Below are 13,004 nucleotides of genomic sequence, written 5' to 3' on the forward strand. Positions count from 1 at the left end.
GATTTTCGGTTTGGCGGGGGAGTGGGGCATCGGAGCACCTCGAATCTGAACCTGTACAAACATTCGAGTCTGTACAAGACAACTTCATCATAGATTCAAAGTTGTACAAGTCAAATTATATGTATAGGTATTTTGACCGGCTGCTGTCCATGACGACAGCAGCGACTTGCTCGGATCGATGCTCTTTACTGCAGGTGTTCATGCAAGCGGCGGGCAGCTTCCTGACCGCTGAGCCAGGCCCCTTCGACGCGTCCGGACAGGCACCAGTCGCCACAGGCGTACAGCCCCAGGTCGGCATCGGCCAGGGTGCCCCATTCGTGACTGGTGGCAGGGCGGGCGTAGAGCCAGCGGTGGGCGAGGCTGAAGCTCGGCGCGGGCATGGAGTCGTGCAGCAGTTCGGCGAATGCGCCATGCAGCTGTTCGATCACAGCCTCCTTGGGCAGGTCAATGTGCTGGCGACTCCAGGAGCTGGTGGCGTGCAGCACCCAGGTGTCGAGGGTGTTGTCGCGTCCGGGTTTGCTACGGTTGCGGGCCAGCCAGTCGAGTGGGCTGTCCTGTACGAAGCAGCCTTCCATGGGGGTTTCCAACGGTGTTTCGAAGGCCAGGGCAATCGCCCAGGTCGGGTCCATCTTCACCCCGGCGGCGGCGCCCGCGAGCTTCGGCGCAGATGCCAGCAGAGCCGTGGCCTGTGGGGCTGGCGTGGCGATGACCACGTGGCTGAACGGCCCGTGGGTGAAGCCCTCGGCGTCCTGCAGATGCCAGTGTTCTTCACCGCGATAGACCTCGGTGATCCGGCAGGCGAAATGCACTTCAAGGTCACCGAGCAGGGAGCGGGTAATGGCGCTCATGCGGGGCGTACCGACCCAGCGGGTCTGCTCGTCCGGCGACAGGTTGAGCTGGCCGCCATGGTAAGTGTACAGCTGCGGCGTCCACTCGGCGACCCAGCCGTTGGCTTGCCAGCGCTGGACTTCCGTGACAAAGCGGCGATCGCGGGCGGTGAAATATTGCGCGCCCATGTCCAGAGCACCCGCATCGCTGCGCTTGCTTGACATGCGCCCGCCGCTGCCGCGGCTTTTATCGAACAGTTGAACCACGTGCCCGAGGTCGGTCAGGGCCTGGGCGGCGGAGAGTCCGGCAATGCCGGTGCCAATGATTGCGATAGGTACAGTCATAGGGGCCTCGTTTACCTTTCTGTACAGACTACGCCGGGGTTGAAACCTGTACAATATTGTTTTTTGGTATAACTTTTAGCGTTCTCGTTCTGACAGCTTGGCCTATTGTTAAACATAGCGCCTGCTCGATACCAAAGATCCCTGCTTATAAAAATAGACTAATGGACAGGGTAAAACGCCACGCGAGGAAGAAGTCATGCACATATTGCTGACCGGCGGTACTGGTTTGATAGGACGTCAGCTCTGCCGGCACTGGTCAGGGCAGGGCCATCGCCTGACAGTCTGGAGTCGCAAGCCTGAAAAGGTCGCGAAAATATGTGGTGCCCAAGTGCGTGGAGTTGCTCGGCTGGAGGATCTGGGGCAGGAGCCGGTGGATGCGATCGTCAACCTTGCCGGAGCGCCAATTGCCGACCGTCCCTGGACGCACAAGCGCAAAGCCTTGTTGTGGAGCAGCCGGATCACGCTGACTGAAACCCTGTTGGCGTGGCTTGAAAGCCTCGAGCAGAAACCAAGGGTCTTGATTTCCGGTTCGGCTGCTGGTTGGTATGGCGATGGTGGCGAGCGCGAACTGACCGAGGACACGGCGCCGGTCAGCGAAGATTTCGCCAGCCAGTTATGCATCGCCTGGGAAGAGACTGCACAGCGGGCTGAAACGCTGGGCATTCGCGTCATTCTCATCCGTACCGGGTTGGTGCTATCGGCGGAGGGCGGCTTTTTGTCGCGGCTGTTACTGCCGTTCAAACTGGGCCTGGGAGGGCCGATCGGCAACGGCCGGCAGTGGATGCCGTGGATTCATATCGACGATCAAATCGCCCTGATTGATTTTCTTCTGCACCGCAACGAGGCCAGCGGTCCCTATAATGCGTGCGCGCCCAGACCGGTGCGCAACCGCGAGTTTGCCAAGGCGCTGGGCAGCGTGCTGCATCGCCCGGCGTTCATGCCGATGCCGGCCCTCGCATTGAAGGTGGGGCTGGGCGAGTTGTCCTTGCTGTTGCTGGGTGGCCAACGGGCCACGCCGGTTCGCCTGTTGAAGGCGGGTTTCACTTTTCAGTTCACGGATTTGCGCGCGGCTCTGGACGATCTGTCCGGTCGCCTTTGAAATAGGACGTTGCATGACCGATCACGCGTTGCTTCTGGTCAACCTGGGTTCACCTGCCTCCACCTCGGTGGCGGATGTGCGCAGCTACCTCAATCAATTTCTGATGGACCCGTACGTGATCGACCTGCCATGGCCGGTTCGACGCTTGCTGGTGTCGCTGATCCTGATCAAGCGCCCCGAGCAGTCGGCCCACGCCTATGCCTCGATCTGGTGGGACGAGGGCTCGCCGCTGGTGGTGCTCAGCCGCCGCCTGCAACAAGCCATGACCGGCCAGTGGCAGCATGGCCCGGTCGAACTGGCGATGCGCTACGGCGAGCCGTCGATTGAATCGACGCTGGTGCGCATGGCCGCCGCGGGGCACAAGCGAATCACGCTGGCGCCGCTGTATCCACAGTTCGCCGACAGCACCACCACTACCGTCATTGAGGAAGCCAGACGTGTGGTGCGCGAGAAGAGCCTCGACGTACAGCTGTCGGTGCTCCAGCCGTTCTACGATCAACCGGAGTACCTCGATGCGCTGGTGGCCACGACCCGGCCGCATTTGCAGCAGGACTTCGATCACCTGTTGATGAGTTTTCATGGGTTGCCGGAACGGCATCTGAAGAAGCTCAACCCCGGGCACAGCTTCGAGGGTGGCGGTGATTGCTGCGCCGGGGCGCCACCCGAGGTGGTCGCCACCTGTTATCGCGGCCAATGCCTGCGTACGGCGGCAGAGTTTGCCAAGCGCATGGGATTGCCGGAGGGCAAGTGGTCGGTGTCGTTCCAGTCGCGTCTGGGGCGCGCCAAGTGGATCGAACCCTACACCGAAGCGCGCCTCGATGAGTTGGCCAAAAGCGGCGCGAAAAAGATTCTGGTGATGTGCCCGGCATTCGTGGCCGATTGCATCGAAACACTGGAAGAGATTGGTGATCGCGGGAAGGAGCAATTCCGCGCAGCAGGGGGAGAGGACCTGGTGCTGGTGCCGTGCCTCAACGATGACCCGCATTGGGCGAAGGCGTTGAGTGCGTTGTGCGAGCGAGCGCCTCTGGCGCTTTAAAAGCTTCACGAGCAAGCCCGCTCCCACAGGGTCGGTGATTAACCTGTGGGAGCGGGCTTGCTCGCGAAGTGGGTCTTTCAGTCAGCGAAGAATCCGAGTCTGCTTAGATCAGCGGCTCATTCGCCTTCTTGTGCTTCCAGCTGTCATTGCCCGGCAGGATCAGATTCAAACCAATCGCCACTACCGCGCACAGCGCGATGCCCTTGAGGCCGAAATCGTCCGGCCCGGTGCCGGTGCCGATCAGCACGCCGCCGATCCCGAATACCAGGGTCACCGAAACGATCACCAGATTGCGCGCCTCGCCCAGATCGATCTTGTGGCGGATCAGCGTGTTCATCCCCACCGCCGCAATCGAACCGAACAACAAGCAGAGAATCCCGCCCATCACCGGCACCGGAATGCTTTGCAGCAGTGCACCGAACTTGCCGATAAACGCCAGGCTGATGGCGAAGATCGCCGCCCAGGTCATGATTTTCGGGTTGTAGTTCTTGGTCAGCATGACCGCGCCGGTCACTTCGGCGTAGGTGGTGTTGGGTGGGCCGCCGAACAGGCCGGCCGCCGTGGTGGCAATGCCGTCGCCGAGCAGGGTGCGGTGCAGGCCCGGCTTCTTCAGGTAATCGCGACCAGTCACGCTACCCACGGCAATCACGCCGCCGATGTGCTCGATGGCCGGGGCCAGGGCCACCGGAACGATGAACAGGATCGCTTGCCAGTTGAATTCCGGCGCGGTGAAGTTCGGGATGGCGAACCACGGTGCCGCAGCAATCTTCGCAACATCGACCACACCGAAGTAGAACGACATGCCGAAACCGACCAGCACGCCGGAGATGATCGGCACCAGGCGGAAGATGCCCTTGCCGAAAACCGCGACGATCAGCGTGGTCAGCAGCGCGGGCATCGAGATCATCATCGCCGTCTGGTAATGAATCAATTCACTGCCATCGCCAGCCTTGCCCATGGCCATGTTGGCGGCAATCGGCGCCATGGCCAGGCCGATCGAAATGATCACCGGCCCGATCACCACCGGCGGCAGCAGGCGGTCGATGAAACCGGTGCCTTTGATCTTCACCGCGAGGCCGAGGAAGGTGTAGACGAATCCCGCCGCCATCACACCGCCCATGGTCGCCGCCAGGCCGAACTGGCCCTTGGCGAGAATGATCGGGGTAATGAAAGCAAAGCTCGATGCCAGGAACACCGGCACCTGACGCCCGGTGACGATCTGGAACAGGATCGTCCCCAGGCCGGCCGTGAACAGCGCCACGTTCGGGTCGAGACCGGTAATCAGCGGCATCAACACCAGAGCGCCGAAGGCCACGAACAGCATCTGCGCACCCGACAGCACCGTGCGCCAGAGCGGATCGTTGAACTCTTGCTGCATGCTCACGCGTCCTTCTGCTTGGTGCCGAAGATCTTGTCACCGGCATCGCCCAGCCCTGGGATGATGTAGCCGTGCTCGTTGAGTTTCTGATCAATGGAAGCGGTGTAGATGATCACGTCCGGGTGAGCTTTCTCGACCACAGCGATGCCTTCTGGCGCGGCGACCAGCACCATGGCGCGGATGTCCTTGCAGCCGGCTTTTTTCAGCAGGTCGATGGTGGCAACCATCGAGCCACCGGTGGCAAGCATCGGGTCGATGATCATTGCCAGGCGTTCGTCGATTTCCGGTACCAGTTTTTCCAGGTAGGTGTGGGCTTCAAGGGTTTCCTCGTTGCGAGCCACGCCGACGGCGCTGACCTTGGCGCCCGGGATCAGGCTGAGCACGCCTTCGAGCATGCCGATGCCGGCACGCAGGATCGGTACCACGGTGATTTTCTTGCCGGCGATTTTCTCGACCGATACGGTGCCGCACCAGCCCTCGATATCGTAGGACTCCAGCGGCAGGTCTTTGGTGGCTTCATAGGTCAACAGGGCGCCGACTTCCTGAGCGAGCTCACGGAAATTCTTGGTGCTGATGTCTGCGCGGCGCATAAGGCCAAGTTTATGACGGATCAGCGGGTGGCGGATCTCATGGATGGGCATGGGGAAAGGCTCCGGCGGCGGGCAAAAAAACCGGCCTAGATTAATCTATCCGAGGGTGTTGTCCTATAGACATACAGTACGTTAGTCCACAAACGCTTGATCTGGCCGTGCGGGATGCGTACCTTTGCCCGCTTTTCCTGACTTCCAACCCCCTGGAGAGCGCCATGTCCGCTGATCTCGAGCATATCCGTCAAATCATGCGAGAGGCTGACTGCCTGTACACCGAAGCTGAAGTCGAGGCGGCCATCGCCCGCGTCGGTGCACAAATCAACGAACAAATGGCCGACAGCAACCCGGTGGTGTTCTGCGTGATGAACGGCGGGCTGATTTTCTCCGGCAAGCTGCTGACCTATCTGCAGTTCCCGCTGGAAGCGTCCTACCTGCACGCCACCCGCTATCGCAACGAAACCAGCGGCGGCGACCTGTTCTGGAAAGCCAAGCCGGAAGTGTCCTTCATCGACCGTGATGTGCTGATCATCGACGACATCCTCGATGAGGGGCACACCCTGGGCGCGATCATCGACTTTTGCAAACACGCTGGCGCACGTAAAGTGCACACTGCCGTGTTGATCGACAAAGACCACGACCGCAAGGCCCGGCCGGATCTCAAGGCCGATTTCGTCGGTCTGCCGTGCATCGACCGCTACATCTTCGGTTACGGCATGGACTACAAAGGCTACTGGCGTAACGCCAACGGGATTTTCGCCGTTAAAGGAATGTAAGACATGGATACGCCTCGCTTTCTGGATCAGACCCTGTTCACCGAGTTGGCCGGGAAAGCCGCGGCCAATCCTCGTGGGCGCCAGCATCACAACTTCCATCAGATGGAGGACGCTTGCCATCGCATGGCGGTGGGGTTGCAGCCGTCCACGTATATCCCGCCTCACCGGCATTTGGGCGACAACAAGGCCGAAACCCTGTTGGTCCTCAAGGGGCGGCTGGGTGTGTTGATCTTTGACGAGACCGGTACGGTGCTGAGCAAGACCGTGCTTCAGGCCGGTGGCGACTGTGTTGGCGTGGACCTGCCGGCCGGTGTGTTCCACGGCTTGGTGGTGCTGGAGGCCGACAGCCTGATGTTCGAATGCAAGGCCGGCCCTTACCGTCCGGTCGGTGAAGGTGAACTGGCGCATTGGGCTCCACGCGAAGGCGAGCCCGGTGTTGCCGAGTATCAGGCCTGGATGCACGCGCAGTTCGATTGATATACACCACTTGTAGGAGCGAGCTTGCTCGCGATGGACGTGAACGATGACGCTTGTCTGGAAAAAGCGTCGCCTTCAATTACATCGCGAGCAAGCTCGCTCCTACACCCGTCCTCTGGAGCCTGCCATGAGCCGTTCGATCCGCTGCTGTGCCGCCCTGTTGCTGACCCTCAGCCTGCCACTTGCCGCGGCCCCGGCGCCCATGCACAGTCAATTTCTGCCGCCGGACGATCTCACTCTGCGCGCTGCTGATCCCGAGCAGCAACAACTGCTGCAGGTTACCGAGTATTCGGTGGTGGTCGGCAGCCAGCGTCAATCCAGTCAACAGCCCATTCCGGTCACTTCGCCCCTGCTGATTCGACTCAAGGGCAAATCCCTGAACAAGGGCGCCAGCATCAGTCAGGTGCTGGTCAATTTCGACGGCGAAAGCAAAAGCCTGAAGAAGCCGGTCTATGACGCGCCGAGCAAGACCCTGACCCTCTATTACCCGCTGGCGCAATACCGGGTGGTGATCGACTTGTTGCGCAACGACACGGTGTATTGCCAGTTTCTCAGCTACGCCAATGGGCATGTCTGGGCCGATCTGCACACCGGCAGCACTCGTCCGCGTTGAGCCCTGTGCCTGCGCAGGGGTAAACTGCCCGCCCCGTGAAATGTCTGCGAGCTGGAGTCGGCAATGCGTAAAGATAAAAAACAAGTGATTGGTGACGAGATCGGCGATGAGCAGATCAAGTTGTTCCTCGATTTCGAACCGGTCGACGCGACTTCTCCGTCCCTGCACAAACTGGTCAAGGCCTACCGTGGCCTGCGCATCGACGATTTCGAGCGTTTCCTGACGTTCTTCGTCGAAGCGGGTTACGACGTGAATGGCAAGGATGAGCACGGCAATGACTTCGTTGCCCTGATCAAGGATCAGCGCAACGCGGCGGATTACATCGAGCTGATCGAGAAAGCTCGCGGCTGAGTAAATTTCAGCCATAAAAAAACGCCCCGTTCTCACCGAGAACGGGGCGTTTTTCATGGCGCCGAATCAAGCGTAGCTTTCGGTCTCGCTGCTGGCTTCAACCAGTTCCAGGGCAACGTTGTTCTGCGCGTTGATCTTGCGATACAGCGCAGCGTCGGTTTCCAGAACTTTTTCCCGGGCCGGGAAAATTTCGGCCAGTTTGGTGGCCCATTCGCCCTTGGCTTTGCTCGGGAAGCATTTTTCGATCAGCTCGAGCATGATCGAAACGGTCACTGAGGCACCTGGAGAAGCGCCGAGCAGTGCCGCCAGGGAACCGTCCTTGGCCGCGACCAGTTCGGTACCGAATTGCAGGATGCCGCCTTTTTTCGGGTCTTTCTTGATGATCTGCACCCGTTGGCCGGCCACTTCCAGACGCCAGTCTTCGGGTTTCGCCTGCGGGTAGAAGCGACGCAGGGAATCCAGGCGCTGCTCCATCGACTGCATCACTTCGCTGACCAGGTATTTGGTCAGGTCCATGTTGTTTTTCGCCACGGCGAGCATCGGGCCGATGTTGCCGGCGCGAACCGACATCGGCAGGTCCATGAAGGAACCGTGCTTGAGGAACTTGGTGGTGAAGCCGGCGTACGGTCCGAACAGCAGGGACTTCTTGCCATCGACTACGCGGGTGTCAAGGTGCGGCACGGACATGGGTGGCGAACCTACTGCGGCCTGGCTGTAGACCTTGGCCTGGTGGTGCTTGACCACTTCCGGGTTGTCGCAGCGCAGCCACTGGCCGCTGATCGGGAAGCCGCCGAAGCCTTTGCTTTCTTCGATGCCCGAGGCTTGCAGCAGCGGCAGTGCCGCGCCGCCAGCGCCGAGGAAGACGAATTTGGCGTCGACTTCACGGGTATTGCCGCTGTTGACGTCCTTGATGCTGACGGTCCAGCCGCCGTTGCTGCGCTTGAGGCCGGTCACGCGCTTGCAGTACTTGACCTGGGCATCGGGTGCGCTGGTCAGGTGCTTGAGCAACTGGTTGGTCAGGGCGCCGAAGTTGACGTCGGTGCCATTGATCACGCGGGTCGCGGCGAGGGTTTCGCCAGGATCGCGGCCAGGCATCATCAGCGGCATCCACTCGGCCATTTTGGCCTTGTCTTCGGTGTATTCCATGTCGGCGAAGGCGTGGTGCTTGCTCAGCACCCTGAAGCGTTCCTTGAGGAAGGACACGCCGCTGTCGCCCTGCACGAAACTCAGGTGTGGCACCGGGCTGATAAACGATTTGCACGAGCCGAACGTGCCTTTTCGGGTCAGGTACGACCAGAACTGCTTCGACACCTCGAACTGGGTGTTGATGTGCACGGCTTTCTTGATGTCGACGGCGCCATCGGCTGCCTGCGGCGTGTAGTTGAGCTCACACAGCCCGGCGTGACCGGTACCGGCGTTGTTCCACGGGTTGGAACTCTCCGCAGCACCGGAATCCATCAGCTCGACGACTTCCAGCTTGATCGCGGGGTCGAGCTCTTTGAGCAGTACCGCCAGGGTGGCACTCATGATGCCGGCCCCAACCAGTACTACGTCGACTGCTTCGTTATGCGCCATTTAACGCGTCTCCAAAATCTGCAGCACCAAATTGTCGGCATGGCTGCCAGGAGTGACGGGGCGTGTCAGTGTTGCCCCAGGTACCCATGGCAGTGTCGCCATGTCCGAATCTTCGCAATTTATCGCAACTTCGACGGACGCTACCTGCCGGGCCTATGAGCCATATGAACTCATTTCAGCGCGCGGGAGGCAATTCGACTTATGGTCGATACATCCGTTTGTGCAACCAAATCCGTAGCGGACAGGCTTCAGGCTCCGGTGTTAGAGGAATACTCGGTCCTGTGTCGTTGGGCTGTTGTAGACGCTAATGGTGCATGTTCAGACGCAAAACTATTCATTTGCTCGCCACACTCTTGTGAAGTTGTGAAAACCCGTTTTTTTCACGCTCTTTTGAAGACGTGAACCTCAAAAAGGGCTGTCCCAGCCTGGCACCGTGCCCGGATGGATTGCCGCCATGGGATACAGGGCAGGCAAAACGGGCAAACAGCTCAGTGACCGAGCGTAATGACAGCTCTGCAGATTCGCGAAAAGTGGAGGTTTTGCTCAACGAAACAGCAAGCGCGCCAGCTTCACTCGATCTGTGTGGGCGGCTCTCTGTGGGCGGTGCGGGGTGTCAACACAAGCGCATTGACGATGCTGCGAGGCCCGATCAGGAGACGTCCTTATAATCGGGGGGAGATTGTATCTAAGAAACGCAGGGAATTGGTCGTGTTTAATGACTTTTATTAGGTGTTTGGTCAGGTCGTCATCAATTGCTGTGCACGCGAGCGTGGCTGCTGCTGTTGCGAAACGACGCGGGCACCGGCCGGCAGCGGCTGATTCAGCCAGTTCAGGCGGATTTCTTCGATTTCAACCCAGCCATCACCCATGGGCTGGAGGCTGCACTGCTTGAACGCCTGGCAATGGCCATTGCTGTCGAGCAGGGCAAAGCAGCGGTGCAGTGGGCGTGGTGCGAACAACGAGACGAGGTATCGCATGGCAAATTACCTTGTAGGGCGGTTATTGTGAAAATAGCCCACTAGCCGTTACGTGCAAGTGTATGGGCGATGACAGATAGGTGACAAGAACCGCTTTCCCAGGGAGTTGTCAGAGATTTCATCAAACACGGTGAGGTGCTGGTTCCCCGCGGTGGCGCACCGCTATACTGCTGGCCTGTTTGTGCCTGATTCTGGAGAGAAGAGCATGTTGCAACGCCTGTTGTTCGGTTTGATCACTGTGACCAGTTTGACCCTGGTTGGCTGCGCCCACAGCCCGCAACAACTGAGCCCGGAACCCAAGCTGACCGCCCAGCTGGCCCCGGTCGGCCATGGCCAGCCCGTTGTGGTACGTGTAGTGGACGGTCGTCCGTCGCCAACCCTGGGAACCCGTGGCGGCCTGTATCCGGAGACCAGCGCGATCACCGTGCAGGGCGCGCAGATCCTGCCGAAACTGCAGGCCCAGGCTGAAGCCGCCGTGCGTCTGTTGGGCTTTACCCCGACGAACAATGCCATGAATGCACCGCAACTGACCGTGACCCTGGCAGAGTTGAAGTACCAGTCGCCCAAGGAAGGCATGTACGTGACCGAAGCCACCATCGGCGCGACGTTCCGCTCGGATGTACAGAACGCCAACCGTCGCTACAGCGGCCGTTATGGTTCGTCCCTGGACCAGCGCTTCGGTATGGCGCCGAACCAGGAAACCAACACCAAGCTGGTCAGCGATGTGTTGAGCGATGCGTTGACCCGCCTGTTCAAGGACCCGACCGTGGGCCAGATTCTCGGCGAGTAATGCGAGCCCACTGTAGGAGTGAGCTTGCTCGCGATGGACGTTAACGATTACGCGGGGAATCTGATACCCCGCGGCGTCCTCAAGTCCATCGCGAGCAAGCTCGCTCCTACAGGGGGCAAGGGAATCACGCGGCTTGCGAGTAGAAATCCAGCACGCTCACACCGGTCAGCAAATCCGTTTCCGGCAAATCCGCATGTTGATGTCCACCCAGGGCGCAATACACCAGCCAATGGCGGTCTTGAACATTGAAAGCGAGGCTGCCGACGAGGGCTTGTTGTTCTTCGCTGGGGGTGATGAGGTAAAGACGATCCTGGTTTTCGGCGTGGAGCATGACGAGGTCCGTGTCGGTTTCGAGGCGCGCATGGTCGCCGATACAGATGACGAAGCCGTGACTCAGGACAGCCATTAGTCAATTGCTTCGTTATTTGTCGGAAACAGAGGGCAGGGGCGCAGGGTTTCGGTAGAATCCGCGCCGCGGTCGCCGGTCCGGCACCTGCCACCTGTTTTACTTGAGGTCTGTGATGTCGCTGCACTTGATGACGCTGTTTACCGCCCATCCCGCCAAATTGATCAATCTGCTGGCCTTGCTCTTAGCCTTCCCGGGCGGCTGGTTGTTGCACGCCACCCGTCGTCGCGAACTGCGCGCGATGGCCAGTTTGCAGGCGCAGCGCCAGAGCAGCCCCAGCGTAGAGCCCACGCTGGACTGGGCGACCTTGCGCAGGAACCGGTTTTTCTACATTTTCGGTTTTGCCTGCATGGGGATGGCGCTGCTGGTGTCGTGGATCAGTACGCAGGTCTGAAGTCTTGACGCAGCACCCTCGCAGAAACAGAAACGGCGCCTCGAAGGCGCCGTTTTTGCATCTGGCCGAAACCGCTTACAGCGGCAACCCTGCCTTCACCCGGTACTGATTGCGTACCGGCGTCGCATATTGCAACACCAGGAATGGACGATGCTCTTCGGGGCAGGCGTCCAGGCGGCGTTGCCATTCTTCCTGGGCCTTGGCCAGTTCCTCGGCCGGGAACACTTGCGCAGCTTTTGGTACCTGCAGTTGCGGGTCAGCGTCCTTCCACTGCGCATAAGCCAGGTAATGCACCGGGAACAAGCGATAGCCGCTGAGGATTTGCTTGTCCATCTCGACCGCCAATTGCTTGGTATCTTCGAACAGGTCGGTGATCGGCGCGGCAAAGTTCACATGCACCCGGCCCTTGTAGCCGGTGATGCCCTTGGCGATGCTCACGTCATCCTCGCCCGGCACTTTGGTGTAGCTGCCGGTGGTGGCGCGGATGTAAAGCTCGCGGGCCTTGGCCTGATCGCACGGGTCGTATTCGTAGCTGATCGACACCGGGGTCAGGTTCAGCGACTGAATGACTTCACCGAACGGCTCGTCCTTGCGGCTCATGTGGAACATCTTGAGGATTGCCGATTCGGTACGGTCGTCACCGTCCTTGGCACGCCCCTCTGCCTGGGCGATCCAGATCGAGGCGCAATCATTGCGGATCGAATGGTTGATGTACGCCGACAGCAATTGATAAGCCGCCATTTTCTCCCGACGTCCGCTGATCGAGCGGTGCACGATGAAGCTCTTGTTCAGGCGCATCAGGTCGCTGACGAAAGGCTTTTGCAGCAGGTTGTCGCCAATGGCGATGCGCGGGGTCGGCAGACCGGCGTGGTACACGGCATAGTTGACGAAGGCCGGGTCCATCACGATATCGCGGTGGTTGGCGATAAACAGGTAGGCACTGCCGGACTTGAATTGCTCTACCCCGGTATAGGTGACACCGTCGGTGGCGCGCTCGATGGTATGGTCGACGTAATGCTCGACTTTGTCCTGTAATGTGGCCACGGAGGTCACGCCGGCAAACTCACGGCGCAGCCGATGGGCTATAAGAGGTTTGAGCGCCCAGCCTAAAGCGCCGGCGAAACGCGGGAAGCGGAAGTGGGTGAGGATATCTAGAAACGCCTTGTCGCCGAGCAGCCGTGCCAGCACTGCCGGGACTTCACTGTCGTCGTAAGGTCGGATGGCATCGAATTCGCCCATCATGCTCTCTTGTTAGAAACGGCTAGGGTAAGTAAAGGTTTTGATCGAAAACCGGCGGGGCACGGTCTGAAAAAGTAGCCAGACAAAAATAGCCCTGCAAATAGACCGGCGATTATACGCACAAGTCACTTGGG

Annotated in this window: 15 protein-coding genes; 8 read left to right on the forward strand and 7 right to left on the reverse strand. The window is 59.8% G+C overall.

All coding sequences use genetic code 11. From position 1 onward, the window contains the following. Positions 1-185: 185 nt before the first annotated feature. Complete coding sequence (locus ACEN8Q_RS27910; RefSeq protein ID WP_413427063.1) at positions 186-1,172, reverse strand: NAD(P)/FAD-dependent oxidoreductase; 987 nt, start codon at positions 1,170-1,172, stop codon at positions 186-188. Positions 1,173-1,368: 196 nt separating this feature from the next. Between ACEN8Q_RS27910 and ACEN8Q_RS27915 the strand changes: the two genes are divergently transcribed. Further along, complete coding sequence (locus tag ACEN8Q_RS27915) at positions 1,369-2,271, forward strand: TIGR01777 family oxidoreductase (protein ID WP_413704026.1); 903 nt, start codon at positions 1,369-1,371, stop codon at positions 2,269-2,271. A 13-nt stretch (positions 2,272-2,284) separates the two neighbouring features. Further along, entirely contained in the window at positions 2,285-3,307 is a 1,023-nt protein-coding gene (gene hemH, locus ACEN8Q_RS27920; protein WP_413427066.1) for a ferrochelatase, read from the forward strand. Between the two features lie 103 nt (positions 3,308-3,410). Here hemH and ACEN8Q_RS27925 read toward each other — a convergent pair whose 3' ends face one another. Continuing rightward, a complete protein-coding gene (locus tag ACEN8Q_RS27925) occupies positions 3,411-4,685 on the reverse strand; it encodes a uracil-xanthine permease family protein (protein WP_413427068.1) in 1,275 nt (424 codons plus the stop codon). Between the two features lie 2 nt (positions 4,686-4,687). Beyond that, positions 4,688-5,326, reverse strand: coding sequence for a uracil phosphoribosyltransferase (gene upp / locus ACEN8Q_RS27930; RefSeq protein ID WP_102671705.1), 639 nt, complete (start codon positions 5,324-5,326; stop codon positions 4,688-4,690). A 164-nt stretch (positions 5,327-5,490) separates the two neighbouring features. Here upp and ACEN8Q_RS27935 point away from each other — a divergent pair, with 164 nt between their 5' ends. The 4 genes from ACEN8Q_RS27935 to ACEN8Q_RS27950 all read left to right on the forward strand — a co-directional run bounded on the left by ACEN8Q_RS27935 (position 5,491) and on the right by ACEN8Q_RS27950 (position 7,489). Next, on the forward strand, positions 5,491-6,048 hold the full coding sequence (locus tag ACEN8Q_RS27935) for a hypoxanthine-guanine phosphoribosyltransferase (RefSeq protein ID WP_007981338.1): 558 nt from the start codon (positions 5,491-5,493) through the stop codon (positions 6,046-6,048). 3 nt (positions 6,049-6,051) lie between these two features. Beyond that, a complete protein-coding gene (locus ACEN8Q_RS27940) occupies positions 6,052-6,525 on the forward strand; it encodes a WbuC family cupin fold metalloprotein (RefSeq protein ID WP_413704027.1) in 474 nt (157 codons plus the stop codon). 127 nt (positions 6,526-6,652) lie between these two features. Continuing rightward, positions 6,653-7,138, forward strand: coding sequence for a hypothetical protein (locus ACEN8Q_RS27945; RefSeq protein ID WP_413427073.1), 486 nt, complete (start codon positions 6,653-6,655; stop codon positions 7,136-7,138). Between the two features lie 63 nt (positions 7,139-7,201). After that, a complete protein-coding gene (locus ACEN8Q_RS27950; protein ID WP_008016652.1) occupies positions 7,202-7,489 on the forward strand; it encodes a PA4642 family protein in 288 nt (95 codons plus the stop codon). Positions 7,490-7,555: 66 nt separating this feature from the next. Here ACEN8Q_RS27950 and mqo read toward each other — a convergent pair whose 3' ends face one another. Further along, positions 7,556-9,064 carry a malate dehydrogenase (quinone) gene (mqo, locus tag ACEN8Q_RS27955; RefSeq protein WP_413427075.1) on the reverse strand — a complete coding sequence of 503 codons (1,509 nt, stop codon included), beginning with the start codon at positions 9,062-9,064 and terminating at the stop codon, positions 7,556-7,558. 737 nt (positions 9,065-9,801) lie between these two features. Further along, a complete protein-coding gene (locus ACEN8Q_RS27960) occupies positions 9,802-10,041 on the reverse strand; it encodes a hypothetical protein (protein WP_413427077.1) in 240 nt (79 codons plus the stop codon). A 205-nt stretch (positions 10,042-10,246) separates the two neighbouring features. Between ACEN8Q_RS27960 and ACEN8Q_RS27965 the strand changes: the two genes are divergently transcribed. Next, positions 10,247-10,831: a YajG family lipoprotein gene (locus ACEN8Q_RS27965; protein ID WP_007973847.1), complete on the forward strand. Its 585-nt coding sequence runs from the start codon at positions 10,247-10,249 to the stop codon at positions 10,829-10,831. A 124-nt stretch (positions 10,832-10,955) separates the two neighbouring features. Here ACEN8Q_RS27965 and ACEN8Q_RS27970 read toward each other — a convergent pair whose 3' ends face one another. Continuing rightward, a complete protein-coding gene (locus ACEN8Q_RS27970) occupies positions 10,956-11,162 on the reverse strand; it encodes a hypothetical protein (protein WP_085724026.1) in 207 nt (68 codons plus the stop codon). A 190-nt stretch (positions 11,163-11,352) separates the two neighbouring features. On the opposite strand from ACEN8Q_RS27970, the gene ACEN8Q_RS27975 reads away from it, so the two are divergent. Beyond that, the gene (locus ACEN8Q_RS27975) at positions 11,353-11,631 is read left to right on the forward strand and encodes a hypothetical protein (protein ID WP_008016658.1); all 279 of its coding nucleotides are present in this window, start codon (positions 11,353-11,355) and stop codon (positions 11,629-11,631) included. Positions 11,632-11,706: 75 nt separating this feature from the next. Here the strand turns inward: ACEN8Q_RS27975 and ACEN8Q_RS27980 are convergent, their stop codons facing one another. Then, on the reverse strand, positions 11,707-12,873 hold the full coding sequence (locus tag ACEN8Q_RS27980) for a 1-acyl-sn-glycerol-3-phosphate acyltransferase (RefSeq protein WP_413427080.1): 1,167 nt from the start codon (positions 12,871-12,873) through the stop codon (positions 11,707-11,709). Positions 12,874-13,004 lie beyond the last annotated feature (131 nt).

This window comes from Pseudomonas sp. Pseusp16 (assembly GCF_047324915.1).
Classification (GTDB): Bacteria; Pseudomonadota; Gammaproteobacteria; order Pseudomonadales; family Pseudomonadaceae; genus Aquipseudomonas; species Aquipseudomonas fluorescens_CD.

What these genes read in the sequence shown, in the direction of transcription:
- ACEN8Q_RS27910 (WP_413427063.1), bottom strand. Translation starts at nt 1,172, where the DNA reads ATGACTGTACCTATCGCAATCATTGGCACCGGCATTGCCGGACTCTCC.
- ACEN8Q_RS27915 (WP_413704026.1), top strand. Translation starts at nt 1,369, where the DNA reads ATGCACATATTGCTGACCGGCGGTACTGGTTTGATAGGACGTCAGCTC.
- hemH (WP_413427066.1), top strand. Translation starts at nt 2,285, where the DNA reads ATGACCGATCACGCGTTGCTTCTGGTCAACCTGGGTTCACCTGCCTCC.
- ACEN8Q_RS27925 (WP_413427068.1), bottom strand. Translation starts at nt 4,685, where the DNA reads ATGCAGCAAGAGTTCAACGATCCGCTCTGGCGCACGGTGCTGTCGGGT.
- upp (WP_102671705.1), bottom strand. Translation starts at nt 5,326, where the DNA reads ATGCCCATCCATGAGATCCGCCACCCGCTGATCCGTCATAAACTTGGC.
- ACEN8Q_RS27935 (WP_007981338.1), top strand. Translation starts at nt 5,491, where the DNA reads ATGTCCGCTGATCTCGAGCATATCCGTCAAATCATGCGAGAGGCTGAC.
- ACEN8Q_RS27940 (WP_413704027.1), top strand. Translation starts at nt 6,052, where the DNA reads ATGGATACGCCTCGCTTTCTGGATCAGACCCTGTTCACCGAGTTGGCC.
- ACEN8Q_RS27945 (WP_413427073.1), top strand. Translation starts at nt 6,653, where the DNA reads ATGAGCCGTTCGATCCGCTGCTGTGCCGCCCTGTTGCTGACCCTCAGC.
- ACEN8Q_RS27950 (WP_008016652.1), top strand. Translation starts at nt 7,202, where the DNA reads ATGCGTAAAGATAAAAAACAAGTGATTGGTGACGAGATCGGCGATGAG.
- mqo (WP_413427075.1), bottom strand. Translation starts at nt 9,064, where the DNA reads ATGGCGCATAACGAAGCAGTCGACGTAGTACTGGTTGGGGCCGGCATC.
- ACEN8Q_RS27960 (WP_413427077.1), bottom strand. Translation starts at nt 10,041, where the DNA reads ATGCGATACCTCGTCTCGTTGTTCGCACCACGCCCACTGCACCGCTGC.
- ACEN8Q_RS27965 (WP_007973847.1), top strand. Translation starts at nt 10,247, where the DNA reads ATGTTGCAACGCCTGTTGTTCGGTTTGATCACTGTGACCAGTTTGACC.
- ACEN8Q_RS27970 (WP_085724026.1), bottom strand. Translation starts at nt 11,162, where the DNA reads ATGCTCCACGCCGAAAACCAGGATCGTCTTTACCTCATCACCCCCAGC.
- ACEN8Q_RS27975 (WP_008016658.1), top strand. Translation starts at nt 11,353, where the DNA reads ATGTCGCTGCACTTGATGACGCTGTTTACCGCCCATCCCGCCAAATTG.
- ACEN8Q_RS27980 (WP_413427080.1), bottom strand. Translation starts at nt 12,873, where the DNA reads ATGATGGGCGAATTCGATGCCATCCGACCTTACGACGACAGTGAAGTC.